The organism is Hymenobacter sp. CRA2 (genome assembly GCF_002007105.1).
GTDB lineage: Bacteria > Bacteroidota > Bacteroidia > Cytophagales > Hymenobacteraceae > Solirubrum.
The window spans coordinates 71,580-87,351 of sequence record NZ_MVBC01000011.1 but is presented as its reverse complement, the minus strand read 5'-3'; the positions used below and the strand labels follow the sequence as shown (position 1 = coordinate 87,351).

Annotated in this window: 13 protein-coding genes, 1 tRNA gene and 1 pseudogene; 1 reads left to right on the top strand and 14 read right to left on the bottom strand. The window is 60.4% G+C overall.

Annotated elements, in window-relative coordinates:
• Positions 1-227 precede the first annotated feature (227 nt).
• The 6 genes from trxB to B0919_RS17175 form a co-directional block, all read right to left on the bottom strand.
• Entirely contained in the window at positions 228-1,175 is a 948-nt protein-coding gene (gene trxB / locus B0919_RS17200) for a thioredoxin-disulfide reductase (protein ID WP_078013521.1), read from the bottom strand.
• 212 nt (positions 1,176-1,387) lie between these two features.
• The gene (locus B0919_RS17195; RefSeq protein WP_044513580.1) at positions 1,388-2,251 is read right to left on the bottom strand and encodes an RNA polymerase sigma factor RpoD/SigA; all 864 of its coding nucleotides are present in this window, start codon (positions 2,249-2,251) and stop codon (positions 1,388-1,390) included.
• A gap of 135 nt (positions 2,252-2,386) precedes the next feature.
• On the bottom strand, positions 2,387-4,651 hold the full coding sequence (gene pnp, locus B0919_RS17190) for a polyribonucleotide nucleotidyltransferase (protein WP_078013520.1): 2,265 nt from the start codon (positions 4,649-4,651) through the stop codon (positions 2,387-2,389).
• 177 nt (positions 4,652-4,828) lie between these two features.
• Positions 4,829-5,104 carry a 30S ribosomal protein S15 gene (rpsO, locus tag B0919_RS17185; protein WP_078013519.1) on the bottom strand — a complete coding sequence of 92 codons (276 nt, stop codon included), beginning with the start codon at positions 5,102-5,104 and terminating at the stop codon, positions 4,829-4,831.
• Positions 5,105-5,309: 205 nt separating this feature from the next.
• A complete protein-coding gene (locus B0919_RS17180; RefSeq protein ID WP_078013518.1) occupies positions 5,310-6,755 on the bottom strand; it encodes an LptF/LptG family permease in 1,446 nt (481 codons plus the stop codon).
• Between the two features lie 162 nt (positions 6,756-6,917).
• On the bottom strand, positions 6,918-7,331 hold the full coding sequence (locus B0919_RS17175) for an START-like domain-containing protein (protein WP_078013517.1): 414 nt from the start codon (positions 7,329-7,331) through the stop codon (positions 6,918-6,920).
• A 140-nt stretch (positions 7,332-7,471) separates the two neighbouring features.
• Between B0919_RS17175 and B0919_RS17170 the strand changes: the two genes are divergently transcribed.
• Positions 7,472-7,545: transfer RNA gene (locus B0919_RS17170), tRNA-Met, on the top strand.
• 611 nt (positions 7,546-8,156) lie between these two features.
• Here B0919_RS17170 and rplT read toward each other — a convergent pair.
• The 8 genes and pseudogenes from rplT to B0919_RS17125 all read right to left on the bottom strand — a co-directional run bounded on the left by rplT (position 8,157) and on the right by B0919_RS17125 (position 15,650).
• Positions 8,157-8,504, bottom strand: a complete 348-nt coding sequence (gene rplT, locus B0919_RS17160; protein ID WP_078013515.1) for a 50S ribosomal protein L20 — start codon at positions 8,502-8,504, stop codon at positions 8,157-8,159.
• A 107-nt stretch (positions 8,505-8,611) separates the two neighbouring features.
• Entirely contained in the window at positions 8,612-8,806 is a 195-nt protein-coding gene (gene rpmI, locus B0919_RS17155) for a 50S ribosomal protein L35 (RefSeq protein ID WP_078013514.1), read from the bottom strand.
• Positions 8,807-8,992: 186 nt separating this feature from the next.
• Positions 8,993-9,547: pseudogene (gene infC, locus B0919_RS17150) on the bottom strand (translation initiation factor IF-3); the annotation flags it as partial.
• 325 nt (positions 9,548-9,872) lie between these two features.
• Positions 9,873-11,834: a threonine--tRNA ligase gene (thrS, locus tag B0919_RS17145; RefSeq protein WP_078013512.1), complete on the bottom strand. Its 1,962-nt coding sequence runs from the start codon at positions 11,832-11,834 to the stop codon at positions 9,873-9,875.
• A 131-nt stretch (positions 11,835-11,965) separates the two neighbouring features.
• The gene (locus tag B0919_RS17140; RefSeq protein ID WP_139362202.1) at positions 11,966-13,144 is read right to left on the bottom strand and encodes a tetratricopeptide repeat protein; all 1,179 of its coding nucleotides are present in this window, start codon (positions 13,142-13,144) and stop codon (positions 11,966-11,968) included.
• 115 nt (positions 13,145-13,259) lie between these two features.
• A complete protein-coding gene (locus tag B0919_RS17135) occupies positions 13,260-14,444 on the bottom strand; it encodes a L,D-transpeptidase family protein (RefSeq protein ID WP_254846603.1) in 1,185 nt (394 codons plus the stop codon).
• Complete coding sequence (locus B0919_RS17130) at positions 14,374-14,685, bottom strand: hypothetical protein (RefSeq protein WP_139362201.1); 312 nt, start codon at positions 14,683-14,685, stop codon at positions 14,374-14,376. Before B0919_RS17130 ends, B0919_RS17135 begins: the two co-directional genes overlap by 71 nt.
• A 143-nt stretch (positions 14,686-14,828) precedes the next feature.
• On the bottom strand, positions 14,829-15,650 hold the full coding sequence (locus B0919_RS17125) for a hypothetical protein (protein WP_078013508.1): 822 nt from the start codon (positions 15,648-15,650) through the stop codon (positions 14,829-14,831).
• Between the last annotated feature and the right edge of the window lie 122 nt (positions 15,651-15,772).

The window sequence follows — 15,772 nt, the reverse complement described above, 5'->3', positions numbered from 1 at the left end:
CTCGGGAGCCCGCAAAGGTACGGAAGCGTAGCAAAACGGGCCGCCTCGCCCGAAAGGCAAGACGGCCCGTTGCAACGGCCAAATCCAATTTTTAGTATTCTATCAGGAGCGCAGGCCCTAAGAGCGTCCTGCCGAGGCGACCTAGGCATCTTGCCTGATAGAATTTTCTATCCGACGTCAGCACGCGGAATCCCTCGACCAGCCTGGCATGCCGTTTTAGCAGCGCCCTAGTGTACGCCCAGCGCCGCCAGATACCGTTCGGCGTCCAGCGCGGCCATGCAGCCGGTGCCCGCCGCCGTCACGGCCTGCCGGTACACGAAGTCCTGCACGTCGCCGCAGGCAAACACGCCGTCGACGTTGGTCTTGCTCGTGCCCGGAATGGTCTTGAGGTAGCCCTGCTCGTCGTGGTGCAGGTACTCGCGGAAAATGGCGGAGTTCGGCTCGTGCCCAATGGCCACGAAGAAACCCTCAACAGCAATTTCGCGCGTTTCGTGGGTCAGGATATTTTTCACCCGCACGGCTTCCACGGCGTGCTCCCCAAGGATTTCGTCGGTAGCCGTATCAAACAGCACCTCGATTTTGGGGTTGTCAAGCACGCGCTTCTGCATGATTTTGGAAGCGCGCATCTCCCCTTTCCGCACCAGCATGTACACCTTGTTGCACAGGTTGGCTAGGTAAGTAGCTTCCTCGGCCGCCGTGTCGCCGGCGCCCACAATGGCCACGTCCTTGCCGCGGTAGAAGAACCCGTCGCACACGGCGCAGGCCGATACACCCGAGCCGTTCAGCCGGGCCTCCGATTCAAGTCCCAGCCACTTGGCCGAGGCGCCGGTAGCAATGATGACGGCGTCGGCGGTGATGGTGTGCTTCTCGTCGATGGTAACGCGGTGCGGATGGCCCGAAAAGTCCACCGAGGTAGCCAGGCCGTAGCGAATATCCGTGCCGAAGCGGGTGGCCTGCTTCTTGAGGTCCTCCATCATTTCCGGCCCCATAATGCCGTCGGGGTAGCCGGGGAAGTTCTCGACGTCGTTGGTAATAGTCAACTGCCCGCCGGGCTGCAGGCCTTGGTACATGACGGGTTGCATGTTAGCACGAGCGGCGTAGATGGCGGCGGTGTAGCCGGCCGGACCCGAGCCAATGATCAGACACTTGACGTGTTCTGCGGCAATAGTTTCCATGAGTTGCAAAGCGAATTCCGTAAGGAGCGGCAAAGGTAAGGTCCGCCGCGGAAGTACTAGTCAAAACTCGTACTACCCGCGTCAGGATGCGGCTGAATGGCCGAATAGTAACATTGTGGCAGAGCATCCGAACGAAGGGCTGCCACTTGGTCAAACAAAAACCCCGACCATAGGGCCGGGGTTTCTGATACTGGCAAAAACCAGGAAGGTAATTAGCCCAGGTAAGGCTTCAGGGCCTTGCTGCGCGAGGTATGGCGCAGGCGGCGGATAGCTTTTTCCTTGATCTGACGTACCCGCTCGCGGGTCAGGTTGAACTTCTCGCCGATTTCCTCCAGCGTGAGCGAATGCTCGCCGTTGAGGCCGAAGTACAGCGTAATAACGTCCGCCTCGCGCTTGGTGAGCGTGGAGAGGGCGCGCTGCACTTCTTTGCGCAGCGAGTCGTTCATCAGGCCCATGTCGGGCGACTCTTCGTCTTCGTTTTCGAGCACGTCGAGCAGGCGGTTTTCCTCGCCCTGCACGAACGGCGCGTCCACCGACACGTGGCGGCCCGAAATCTTGAGCGTATCCACCACTTCCGAGGTGGTCAGTTCCAGCACTTCGGCAATTTCCTCGGGCGAGGGCTCGCGCTCAAACTTCTGCTCCAGTTCCGAGAAGGACTTGCTGATTTTGTTCAGCGAACCGACGCGGTTCAGGGGCAGACGCACGATGCGCGACTGTTCGGCCAACGCCTGCAGGATGGACTGGCGAATCCACCATACGGCGTAGGAGATGAACTTAAAGCCGCGGGTTTCGTCGAAGCGCTTGGCAGCTTTGATCAGGCCGAGGTTGCCCTCGTTGATCAGGTCGCCCAGCGACAGACCTTGGTTCTGGTATTGTTTGGCCACCGACACCACGAAACGGAGGTTGGCCTTGGTGAGCTTTTCCAGCGCCTGCTGGTCGCCTTCCTTGATGCGTTGCGCCAGCGTTACCTCCTCGTCGGGAGTGAGCAGATCTACCTTACCAATCTCCTGGAGGTACTTGTCCAGCGACTGGCTTTCGCGGTTGGTAATCTGCTTGCTGATTTTTAGCTGTCTCATTGTAGACGGGCGCGAAGGGTAAAAGGTGCAGGTTGGTCTTTGAGAGAGTTTCTTGGTAGGAACCTCGGTCAGATGGGGCTAACACCCGCATCTGACCGAAAGTTCGCGCCAAGCAATTATGGCCTTCCTACGGAATTAGCGGTTGAAACGCTCCGGACGTTCGCCACGCTCGGGACGCGGACCGCGGTCGGGGCGTGGGCCCCGATCCGGACGGTCGCCGCGCTCGGGCCGGTCACCCCGCTCGGGGCGCTCGGCCGGCTCCACGTAGCCCTCCGGCTTCGGCATCAGGCTCTTCATCGACAAACGGAACTTGCCCGTTTTCTTGTCTACCTCCACCAATTGCACCTTCACTTCCTGGCCTACCGTCAGCACGCCTTCCAGCGAGGGCAGACGGTCGTAGCTCACTTCGGAGATGTGCAGCAGGCCGTCTTTGCCCGGCATGAACTCCACGAACGCACCGTAAGCCTGGATCGAGCGAACGGTACCGCTGTAGGTCTCGCCCACTTCCGGCGTGGCCGCGATACCGCGGATACGACCTACGGCAGCCGCCATATCGTCGGCGTTGGAGGTGTAGATGTACACGTGGCCCTTCTCGTCCTTCTCCTCGATGGTGATGGTCGCGTTGGTGTCCTTCTGGATCTGCTGCACCACTTTGCCGCCCGGGCCGATGATGGCGCCGATGTACTCCTTGTCGACCAGAATCTTCGTGGAGCGCGGGGTGTGGGGCTTCAGGTCAGCAGCCGGGGCGCTGATGGTCTTGTTCATCTCGCCCAGGATGTGCAGGCGGCCCTCACGAGCCTGGTGCAGTGCCTTGGTGAGGATTTCGTGCGACAGGCCCTGGATTTTGATGTCCATCTGGCAAGCCACAATACCTTTCTCGGTGCCCGTGACTTTGAAGTCCATGTCGCCAAGGTGGTCTTCGTCGCCAAGGATGTCGGACAGTACAGCGTACTCACCGGTTTCCTTGTCCTGCACCAGACCCATGGCAATGCCCGAAACGGCCGCCTTAAGCTTGATGCCAGCGTCCATCAGGGCCATGGAAGAGGCGCAGACGGTAGCCATCGACGAGGAGCCGTTCGACTCCAGGATGTCCGACACCACGCGGATGGTGTAGGGGTTTTCGTCCTCGCCGGGCAGCACCTTCTTGATGGAGCGCATGGCCAGGTTGCCGTGGCCTACTTCGCGACGACCAGGGCCGCGGTTGGGCTTCACCTCACCGGTCGAGAAGGCCGGGAAGTTGTAGTGCAGCAGGAACTTGTTGTAGCCCGACACCATGGCCGAGTCCACGATCTGCTCGTCGAGCTTGGTACCCAGGGCCACCGAAGTCAGCGACTGGGTTTCGCCGCGGGTAAACAGGGCCGAGCCGTGGGCACCGGGCAGGTAGTTCACCTCCGACCAGATAGGGCGGATTTCCGTCAGCTGACGACCATCGAGGCGGGTGCGCTCCTTGATCATCATGTCGCGGATAGCCTTCTTCTCAGCCGAACCGTAGTAGCGGCCAAACATTTTCAGGTCCAGCTCCGGGTTTTCGGCCTGCAGCTCTTCCAGTAGGGGCTTCTTGATGGCGCCGAACGACTCCTTGCGGCCCGCCTTGCTCGTGTTACCCGATTTGGCTACTTCGTAGGCCTTTTGGTACACGGCTTCGGTGATGCGCTGCTTCAGATCGTCGTTCTCGTCGTACTTGGGGTACTCGCGTTTCACGTGCGACTTCTCTACGGCCTGGCCGAGTTCCTGCTGCACGCGTACTTGCTCTTTGATGGCTTCGTGGGCGTAGGCAATGGCTTCTACCATCTCCTCTTCGCTCACTTCGTTCATCTCCCCTTCCACCATGGCCACCGAGTCGATGGTCGCACCTACGATGAGGTCGATGTCGGCACGCTCGATGTCCGAGGTCTTGGGGTTAATCTGCAGCTGACCATCGATGCGCGCTACGCGCACTTCCGAGATGGGGCCGGCAAAGGGAATATCAGAAACCGACAGGGCGGCCGAAGCGGCCAAGGCGGCCAGAGCATCGGGCTGTACGTCCTTATCGGCCGAAATCAGGGTAATCATTACCTGCACCTCGTAGTGATAGTCCTTGGGGAACATCGGGCGCAGGATGCGGTCTACAAGGCGCGACACGAGCACTTCGTAGTCAGAAAGGCGGCCTTCGCGGCGCTGGAACGAGCCAGGAATCTTGCCGGCACCGCCGAATTTCTCCTGGTAGTCCACCGACAGCGGCAGGAAGTCCACGTCGGGGCGCGAGCTGGGCTGCGACACCACCGTGGCCAGCAGCATTGCATCGCCGAGGCGGACCACAACGGCGCCGTCAGCGAATTTGGCCAGCTTGCCGGTTTCGAGGGAAATCTGCCGGCCGTCCGGCAGAGTAATGTGTTTGGTAACCGCGTTGTAAGGAGGCATTCCTTCGGGGGTAGCTTTGGATGATTGACAGCGAGGGCAGCGAAGCCGGGGCCGCTGGGGGCCAGCCGGCGAATCCGGCACTTTTGTAAAACAACGCGCCCGGCCAACAAGGTGTGCCGGGCAGCGCAAAAAAAGCAGGGAACCCGGCCGGCGGGCTCCCTGCTTTTCTGGAGTGGGTTACTTACGGATGCCCAGCTCCTTGATGATGGCGCGGTAGCGGTTGATTTCGCGGTTCTGCAGGTAGTTGAGCAGACGGCGACGCTTACCTACCAGCTTGAGCAGGCCCAGACGGGTCGAGAAGTCTTTCTTGTTGACTTTCAGGTGCTCCGTCAGGTGGTTAATCCGGGTGGTGAACAGTGCGATTTGCGATTCGGCCGAACCGGTGTCGGTTTTGGTCTTGGCAACGCCGTGCTGTTCGAAGATGGCCTGCTTGGCCTCGGTGGTGAGTTTCATCGGCAGATAGGGAGAAAGCCCCGTCTTGGATTAAGAAGTGTGAAAAAGGGTATACGCCGGCAACTTAGCAAGGCGTGGCGCAAAGGTAAGAAAATATTCGACTGCATGGACAGTTGCCTGAGTCGGCCACTCCTTAGCATTGCCTTAAAAGCGTTTGGCCGGGTATACCCGGCCAAACTATATCCTATGCTTCCAAAGCAGCGTGCTAACCAGCTGAGGCGACCACCGCTGGTTTACGTCTAAGCCACGTTGGCAGCTTGCGCGAGAGCCGCAACCAGAAATCCACTTCAAACAAGCTGGAATCACGGCGGGCTTGGTAGAGGAAAAACAGCCCCGCAGGTAGTAAGACTACGTTCGACATCCACATGCCCAGCCCCACGGGCATCACGGCCTCGCGGCCATACTTCTCGCCGATGATGGACACGACGTAGAAAATAATGAAGAAAAGTATGGACACCAGCACCGGCACGCCCAAGCCGCCTTTCTTGATAATAGAGCCTAGGGGGGCACCTATCAGGAACATAACCAGGATGGCCACCGACTGCGTGTATTTACGAAATACCTCGATACGGTAGTTGCCGGCTTCGCGGGCCGTGCTGGCCAATCGTTCGGAATAACTGCTGAGGAATGCGCGCATGTTGCGGGCACGGTTCGCAGCCGATTGCGCCATGGAAGCGTTAGCCGCGGGCAGGCGGTTGGCGGGCACTTGCCAGTTGGCCGTGCGGCGCGCCTGCGTTTGCCCGGTCGTATCAAAGCGCTGGTAGAGGAAATACGGGTTCATCTGCACGGCCAGCTGCTTCCGCTCTTTGTTGAGCTGCGTGTGGACGGAATCCACAAAACCGTGCAACTGGGGCAGCGTGAGCATGATTTTATTGTCGGCAAACAGCTCCTTTTTGGTGCGGTCCATAGCAAAGGAGGCTAGCGAGAATACGATGTCGGTGCGGTCGAAGCGCTGTTGCAGAAACCCTGCCCCGGTTCGGTCGCGCGCGCTCGGCTGATCCACGTACTTGCGGCCGCTGAACAACTCCAGGCCCAAATACTGCCCGTTGTAGCGCGTGGCCATGCGTCCCGAGTCGGCCAGCACCATGGCCATGTTGCCGCTGCTGCCGTTGTGGTCGTAAATGATAACGCCGTAGAGCTTTTCCCCATTTTCGCCGCCCTTGCGGTTGACCTTGATGGTGTAGCCAGGAATGCCGTTATAAAATACCCCTTCTCGAATGTCTAGGGCCAGTTTCTGCTGCCGCACGTCCCAAAGCAGGCTGTATGCTTCCAGATTTGCCTTGGGCACAATGGTATTGTTGAACCAGAACGCAAACCCGGCCAGCAACACGCTAAACACCATGATCGGCCGCAGAATGCGCACCAACGATACTCCTGAGGTTTTGATAGCCGTCAGTTCGTGGTGTTCGCCCAGGTTGCCATAGGTCATCAGCGAGGAGAGCAGCACGGCCAGTGGCAGCGAAATGGGCACGATGAGCACGCTGAAATACATCAGCAGCTGCAGGATAACACCGGTCCCCAAGTCCTTGCCGACCAAGTCATCCATGTATTTCATCATCGTCTGCGTCAGGAATACGAATTCCACCACTGCAAACGTGAGTAAGAACGGCCCGAAAAAGGCCCGCAAGATCAGCTTATCGAGTTTCTTCATGCGTAAGGGCAACCTATCCAGTCAGCGTCAAACGCTGAAAGCGGCCGCAAAGGTACGTGGCCTTGGCGCACCGGGTGAGGTAAAAGCGCAAAAGGAGCAGCCACCGCTACTTGAAAGCGGTAGCTGCTCCTCTCAGAACACGCTGGCACGAAAAAAAGTCGCCTAGCCGCCTACCAACTCACGCAAGGTCTGCACCAGATTATCCCACATCTCCTGCAGCTCTATGTCGTCGGTCTCTTCTGAGTAATCGACCACCCGCAGGAATACCTCTTGGGTCAGCTCCGATGATTCAATCGTAAAGTCGAGGTAATTGGCATCGGGCATGTGCCGGCGGTCAGGCCCCAGGAATACGAAGCGCGCCGAACGGTTGGTCCGTTGGGAAGTCAGTTCAGCCAGGTGCGGTTGGTTATCCCACACGAAATTGAAGGTATGAGGGCCAGCCATCTGCACATCCTGACAAAACCACTGCCGAAGGCCCGTGGCGGAGGCTAAGTAGGGATAAAGAATCTTGGCCGAGGCATTGATGGGGTACTCCTGAACGAAGCGATGCTTGGAGCGAGTAGCGGAAACGGGCATAGGAAAGCTAGGTAAGCGAAAAAATTAGCACCACTGGTCCTCAGCCAGATTGGCGACTTGCGGCAAGATACACGGGTTTTTTTTTCATCAAAGGTTGCGTCGGGTTAAATCTTCGCTTTACCTTTGCACCACCAAAACAGGGCGGGGTAGCTCAGTTGGTTAGAGCACAGGATTCATAACCCTGAGGTCACGAGTTCAACTCTCGTCCCCGCTACAGTGTCAAAATAAAAACCGCCTTTCCCAACACGGGAAGGCGGTTTTTGCTTTTAACGCGTATTTATAACTCAACGGCAACGCCCAAGCTGGCACCGGCCGTTGCTGCTTTTATATGGCTAATGTTATGAGTACTTACTGCTTGCCTACGGATGAAAGTCTTCACTTTCAGAACGACTTAGCGGACGTTGTTGTCCACCGCAACTATGTCCGTATCGATTGGCATCCGGCGCCTATGCGCAGCCATGACCTGCGAGACGTCTACAACGCCGCTCTGCAGGTCCTGCAACAGCAACACCTGACCAAAGTACTGACCAACCACCGGTTTATGCCCCCTATTCATCCAGAGGACCAACATTGGTTGTCAGAGGAATGGATTCAACGGGCCGTTACCGAAGCGGGGTACCAATACTGCGCCGTGGTCGATGCCTACGATTCGCAAAACCGCGCTGGCACGACTGAAGTCGTACGGCAACGCCATCTGCCCCTTACCATACGGCACTTCGACAACATTTCGGAGGCAGATTTCTGGCTCCGTTGCGCCTGAGCAAACGGCAATAAAAAAGCCTGACCGGTTAGGCCAGGCTTTTTTGTAAAGCAGAGTTTAGAAAACTACGCTTTTACTTTCTCTACGATACCGCGGAAAGCTTCGGGGTGGTTCAGGGCGAGGTCGGCCAGAACTTTACGGTTCAGGTCGATGCCAGCCTTCTTCAGGCCGCCCATGAACTGCGAGTACGACAGGCCGTGGATGCGGGCGCCGGCGTTGATACGCTGGATCCACAGGGCACGGAAGTCGCGCTTTTTGGCTTTCCGGTCGCGGTAAGCGTACAGGAGACCTTTCTCAACCGCGTTTTTGGCAACGGTCCAGACATTCTTGCGGCGGCCGAAGTAACCTTTGGCCAGGCGCATTACCTTTTTGCGACGGTGGCGCGAGGCCACGTTATTGACGCTTCTTGGCATAACCTACTTGTTTTTGGCGGCCGGTGCCTGCTTGCTACTCAAGCGGCTTGGCGAATAACCGGACGCCGGGTTGAAAAAAATATTCTGCGGGAGCCGGGGGCCGCCGCTTAGAGGACCAGCATGTCCTTCACCCGGTTCATGTCAGCAGAGCTAACCAGGGTGACATGGGTCAGGGCGCGCTTACGCTTCGTGCTCTTCTTGGTCAGAATGTGCGACTTGTACGCATGCTTGCGCTTTACTTTGCCCGTGCCGGTCAGCGAGAAACGCTTCTTGGCGCCGGACTTGGTTTTCATTTTCGGCATTGTGAGAAAGGTTGAAGGGTAAAACATCGGCGGCCGGCTGCCTAGGGCCGGCTCGCCTGAACAACGGAGCGGCTCACGCCGCGCTGGAGTAGCTTATTCGGCCGCTTCGTTGGAAGCGGCGGCTTTCGGGGCCGGAGCCTTGCCTTCCTCCTTCGGGGCGGCAGGCTTCGGAGCAGAGGTACCGGCAGGCTTCACTACCACTGCTTTCGGGGCCAGGTAGAGGAACATGCGCTTGCCTTCGAGCTTGGGCAGCTGCTCTACTTTGGCCAGATCCTCGAGAGCCTGGGCAAACTTGAGCAGCAGGATTTCGCCGCGCTCTTTGAAGACGATAGAACGACCTACGAAGTGCACGTAGGCCTTGATCTTAGCGCCTTCGCGCAGAAACTCCTGCGCGTGCTTGAGCTTAAAGGCGAAGTCGTGGTCGTCGGTGTTGGGGCCGAAACGAATTTCTTTGACCACCACCTTCGTCTGCTTGGCCTTCATCTCGCGGGTGCGCTTCTTCTGCTCGTACTTAAATTTCGAGTAGTCGATAACGCGGCATACCGGCGGTACAGCCGTGGGAGAAATCTCCACGAGGTCCAGACCCTGCTGCTCGGCCATGCGGCGCGCCTGGTCGGTGGGGTAAATGCCCTGCTCCACGTTTTCGCCTACCAGGCGAACTTCGCGGGCCGTAATCTTGCCATTGATTTTGAACGGCTCCTCCACTTGGCGCGGAGGGAGGCGGCGGTTAGGGGTTCTGATAAGACTTCAGAGTTTAGGTGAAACGGGGTCGAGCCAAACGCCGGAAAGCAACTGTAAATCAGCGTCGCCAACTATTTGAGCGGGCGAATATCCGGCAATTTTCCCGAATGACAAAATTCAGCCCACCGAAAACCGTGTTTCCGGCGGGCTGCATGGGTTTTAACGGGCGCGGGGCGGGATTAGTTCTATTCCCGTGCTGGCAGAAAACAGGAACGTCATCCGGAGCTAAAAGCGAAGGGCCTTACCCCGCTCGAACGATTGTCGCTGCAACGACTTGTTCTGACGGAATAAGGCCCTTTGCTTTTGGCTCCGGATGACGGATGGATTACGAGTGCGCGGCCACGGCGCGGCCGCTCATCATTTCCTCCACTTGCTCCTGGAAGTTCCGGACAAAGGCGTCGATGGGCATAGAGCCCAAGTCGCCTTCGCCGTGGCGGCGCACCGAGACGATGCCATTTTCGGCTTCCTTCTCGCCCACCACCAGCAGGTAGGGAATCTTCTGCATCTCGGCGTCGCGGATTTTGCGGCCAATTCGCTCGTCGCGCTCATCCGTGCTGCCGCGCAGGTCGGCCTGTTGGAGCTGGGCCAGCACCTGCTGGGCGTAGTCGTGGTACTTCTCCGAAATCGGCAGGATGATAAACTGCTCGGGAGCCAGCCACAGCGGGAAGTTGCCGGCGCAGTGCTCGATGAGCACGGCCACGAAGCGCTCCAACGAGCCAAACGGGGCGCGGTGCAGCATCACCGGGCGCTGACGCGAGTTGTCCGGGGCGACGTACTCCAAGTCGAAGCGCTCGGGCAGGTTGTAGTCGACCTGAATGGTACCGAGCTGCCACTTGCGGCCGAGGGCGTCGCGCACCATGAAGTCGAGCTTGGGGCCGTAGAAGGCCGCCTCGCCCAGCTCCGTGACGGTGCGCAGGCCGCGCTCCTGGGCCGCTTCCTGGATAGCCGATTCGGCAGCCGCCCAGTTCTCGTCGGTGCCGATGTACTTCTGCTTGTTTTCCGGGTCGCGCAGCGAAATCTGGGCGGTGTAGTCCTCGAAGCCGAGGGCGCGGAACACGTACAGCACCAGGTCAATCACCTTGATGAACTCCTCCTTAACCTGGTCCTGGCGGCAGAAGATGTGGGCGTCGTCCTGCGTGAAGCCGCGCACGCGGGTCAGGCCGTGCAGCTCGCCCGACTGCTCGTAGCGGTACACCGTACCGAACTCGGCCAGGCGCAGGGGCAGGTCGCGGTAGGAACGTGGCTTGGTCTTGTAAATTTCGCAGTGGTGCGGGCAGTTCATGGGCTTGAGGAAGAACTCCTCGCCCGGGTTCGGCGTCTTGATAGGCTGGAAGGAGTCGGCGCCGTACTTCTCGTAGTGGCCCGAGGTGACGTACAGCTCCTTGGCGCCGATGTGCGGCGTGACGACGGGCTGGTAGCCGGCCTTCACCTGCGCGCGGCGCATAAACTGCTCCAGACGCTCGCGCAGGGCGGTGCCCTTGGGCAGCCACAGCGGCAGCCCCGCTCCTACCCGTTCCGAAAACGCAAACAGCTCCAGCTCCTTGCCCAGCTTGCGGTGGTCGCGCTTGCGCGCTTCCTCCAGCTTGTGCAGGTACTCCTTCAGCTCCTTGTCCTTGGGGAAGGTAATGGCGTAGATGCGGGTGAGCTGCTTGTTCTTCTCGTTGCCGCGCCAGTAGGCCCCGGCCACGTTCAGCAACTTGGCCGCCTTGATGGTGGAGGTATCCGGAATGTGCGGGCCGCGGCAAAGGTCGGTGAAGTTGCCCTGCTCGTAGAAGGTGATGCTGCCGTCTTCGAGGCCATCCAGCAAATCCAGCTTGTACGGGTCCCCTTTCTCGGCGAAGTAGGCAATGGCGTCGGCTTTCGACACCTCACGGCGCTCGTAACGGCTCTTGTTCTTGGCCAGTTCCAGCATTTTCTGCTCGATCTTGGCAAAGTCGTCGGGGCCGATACTGCGGCCTTCGCCCAGGTCCACGTCGTAGTAGAAGCCGTTTTCGATGGGCGGGCCGATGCCGAATTTAATGCCAGGGTACAGGGCTTCCAGCGCCTCGGCCAGCAAGTGGGCCGAAGAGTGCCAGAATGTATTCTTCCCCGCCTCGTCGTTCCATGTGAGAATCTCCAGGTTGGCGGAGTCTTGGATGGGGCGGTGCAGGTCGCGGACTTCGCCGTTGACGCGCACGGCCAAGGCGTTGCGGGCCAAGCCTTCGCTGATGCTGGCGGCTACGTCGTAGCCGCTCACACCCGCTTCGAACTGACGCACGGAGCCGTCGGGGAGCGTGATGTTAATCATTAGAGAAACGTGCAAAAAATTGCGGTAGCCCGCAAGTTAGCAGCTTCGCGGGCACAAACCACGCGAGCAGCCGATAAATGGGCATTGCTGAGCTGGTAACGCCGGCTCAGCTGCATTGATTCACGCCGGGCTTAGTTGGAGGGCGTGAGCAACGTGGGCGGCTTCACCTCCAGCGGCTCAATGGCCGTGGGCGCTGCGGCGGGCACACGGCGCGGCTGGGGCAAGGGCGGCGCCCCGTACACCAGCTTAAGCGAATCAAGTTGCCGGTCGGGCAGGCGCTGGCCTACTTTCCAGACTTTGTAGGTGTAGTGGCGGTTGCCGGGAAACTGCTTTACCAGGGCCCGGTAAGCAATCCAGGCGGCTTGGGTCTGCCCTACCCACTCGTAGCTCTCGGCCAGCATCAGGCCTACGTCGGGTAGATACTGGCTGCGGCGGCGGGCCCGGCTCAGCGGACGAATGGCCTGGGCGTAGCGCTTGTTTTTGTAGTGGTAAAGCCCGAGGCGGTAGTCAGCGCGGTAGAGCGTCGAGTCGAGGCGGGTGGCGCGGGCGTACTGACGGGCGGCACTGTCGGGCTGGCCGGCGAAGTCGAAGACGCGGCCGCGGTCGTACCAGAGGGCGGCGTAGCTGCGGTCGGCGCGCAGGCCGCTTTCGATGTAGGGCGCGGCTACCAGGGGCTGGCGGTTGGCGTTGAGCAGGTAAGCCGTCTGGTGCAGCACCTCGGGCATGCGTGGCGCCCGGACGGCGCTGGCGCGCAGATAGTCGATGGCCTGAGCGGTGTCGCGCAGCGCCGAATACACCAAGCCCTTGTAGAACAACGCGGGGGCGCTGTTCGGGTCGTCGCGCAGCACGCGGTCGAGGTAGTCTACGGCGGTACTGTAGCGCCGGGCAGCCAGATTGGTTTCGCCCAACAGCAAGTGCAGCTCGGGCGGGTTATAGCCGCGTTGCTGGGCCTCGGCGGCGGCATCAATGGCCGCCTGGAGCTTACCCTGGGCCCGCAGTACCCGCGCCTTGGTCAGGTAAAACTCTCCCGGCGCGTCGTCGAGCTCAATAGCGCGGTCGATGTCCTGCAGGGCGGCGTCAAGCTGGCCGTCCTGCACCCGAAAGGAGGCCCGGCGCGCGTACAACACGGGGTTGCGCGGTTGGCGGGCAATGGCACCATTCAGCTCGGCGGCCTGAATATCGGGTCCGCTGCGCACGGTGCGCAGATTGACCATGGTGTCGGGCTGCTCGGTACCGGGCTCGGCTTCGCCGCAGGCCAGCAGCAAGGGCCCTAACAGCCAGGGCAGGAAACGGGAGAAACGGGGTGACACGGCGCGAAAGACAGCAGAACGCTACAAAGGTACACCCGCAGGCGCCGTTGTGCCAGTTGCGGAGGCTCTAGTGCTGGTTCGCCCCGAAAAGCGGCAATTAGTCTGCTCATTGACTCTAATCTACCGCTACACGCTCCGAGCCTGCAGTTGCGCTCTGCAAAGCAGCAATCAGCGCCGCGTCGCGGTGGTACACGTCGGGCAGGCGGCGCAGGTCCGGTCCGTCGTCGGCGTGACAGGTGAGGTAGCGGATGTAAATCGGTACGGGGTAGCGAAGGGGGAAGTACTTGCTGTAGCCACCGTACACGCTGTCCCACATTCGCTCTACGTTGCGTTGAGCACGCTCGGGTTTGTCGGCTAGGTCGTGGCGCAGTAAGAATACGGCCAGCTGCAAGGGCCTTTCCACCCGGATACAGCCGTGGCTGAGGGCCCGCATAGGTTTAGTAAACAGTTTACGCGCGGGAGTGTCGTGCAGGAAGATGTCATGGGCATTCGGGAACCGAAATACCACGTTTCCGAGGGCGTTATCGTTGGTGGCGGCCTGGCGGATGACGTACGGAAATGCCTCTGCGGAGACACCTTTCCAATCAATGCTGCGCGGGTTGGACACGCGTCCGTGCCGGTCGTAGAGCACGTAGTTGTTGGCCGCGAGGTAACCCGGGTTACGGCGCAGCTGCGGCAGCATTTCGCGAGTGGCAATGCTCCGGGGCACTTTCCACTCGGGCGAGGTCTGAAAAAAACGCACGCGGCTACAAAGCTCGGGCGTGGGGGTAGCGGGGCCGCCCACTACTACCCGAAAGGTACGTGTGATGGCCGCCCCGCGCACCACTTGCAACTCATACGCCGGAATGTTCACCGCGAGGTACAGCGAATCGGCGGCAGGCTCCCAGCGCAGGCGCTGCAGGTTGGCAGCCACCAGCCAGGCCGAGCGGCGTGCGGTGGCAGTGTCGGCGCGCAACAGGCGCTGCCAGGCCCAGAGCAGGCGCACGTAGCTGCGACTCTGCGGCTGGGCGGCCAGCAACGCCTGGGCGAAGTCCTTGCTGCGCCGGGCTGCGTGCAGCCACATTACCGGATCGAATGCCGAATCGGGCGCGCAAGACGTGAGGGCCAGCGTTTCGGGCACGAGCGGCCCGCGCCGCAGCTGACTGGCAAACTCCAGTAGGGCTGCAGTCAGCCGAATTTCCGTAGCGGCCCGGCGGCTGAGCGCGGCAGCATCACCTGCCCGTAAGGAATCAAGGCTGGCTTGAATAAGCGGGGCCCGAAAGCTCGTCGGCTGCAGTCCGAACTCTGCGGCGCGGCGCAGCAGGGCGGCGCCCTTGATGGCAGCTGGCAGCGGGCCCGTGGGCGCGGTCCAGGCAGGCGCAGCCTACGCTGGCGTAGAAACGCTGGATTTGCGCACTGAGCACCGAGGAGTCTGCCCGTTGCGCCACCACGCCGGCCCGCAGCTGCTCGGCCACTACCACGTCCGTTTGCCCCACGGCCGGCGCGGCGCTCCAGCCCGTCAGCAAACTTCCCCACAGCCAGGCACGAGTAAATGAGCTCATAGCTTAGCGGCCAAGCACTTGGGTAGCTTCGCCGGGTACTTAAGTTAACACTCTCCCGCCGCAATCAGCCGAGTCAGGTCAAAGAAAAACCGAGCTGGCATCTGCCAGCTCGGCGGTATAAGGGTATTAGCCAGAAGCGGCTTCTATGACTTTTCCAGTTGCTCGAGCAGCTTGCGGCAGCGGCGGCTCATTTCCAACTCTTCGCTGGTCATAGGTTGCAGTTCGGCGGCCTGCTTAAGCAGCTCTACGGCGTGGCCGTGCAAGCGCTGATTCTGGTACACCCGCGCCAAATCGTAGCAATACTGAATGCGGCACTGATCGAGGAAATGGGCCCGGCGCAGGGCTTCCATGGCTTTGGTATTGGATGCGCCGGTGGGCGGGCCGCCCAAAAACAGACGGCAGTAGGCCCGCTCGATCAGGTTCAGGTGCGCCACGCGATAATTCCAGCGCCCCAGCACCTGCCAGGCATCGGAGAAGCCGGGGCTGTACTCCACGGCGCGGTACACGTACGGCTTCATGCTCTTGTAGAGACTCAGCCGGTCGCGGGCGCTGCGGATGGTGGCCTGCTGCGCCAGGGTCAGCGCCACGGCGTAGTTGGCCTCGCCGCCTTTGGGGTTCACGGCGTAGGCCCGGTCGGCGTATTGCCGGGCCGAGGTGTAGTAGGCCCCGCGGCGGCTCTCATCGGTGTAGCGCGCGCCGATGTTCACGCTTAGCACGGCCGCCTGCCACAGAGCGTCGTAATTGCGCGGGAAGGCGCCCAGAATCTGCTCGTAGCGCGCCAGCGCGGCCGATTCACGGTACTGCAGCTGTAGCACTTTAGCTTCCTTCAGCAAGGCGGGTACATCCAAGGTGCCGGGCGCATCCTTGGGGTCATCGGCCAGCGCTACCGAACCGGTTGCGCACCAACACGCCAGCCCAAGCAGGAGCCGGCGGGGGATGAGAAAACGGAAAGTGGAGGTCAGCATACCAAAGCCGTAGACTGAATAGGCAGAGGTAAGATACGTTTTTGGCACGAAAAGGCTGCAAACACGACGGCCCGGCACCGCCGTCCGCCGAAGCTGGACCGCAGTACCGGGCCGTGAACAGG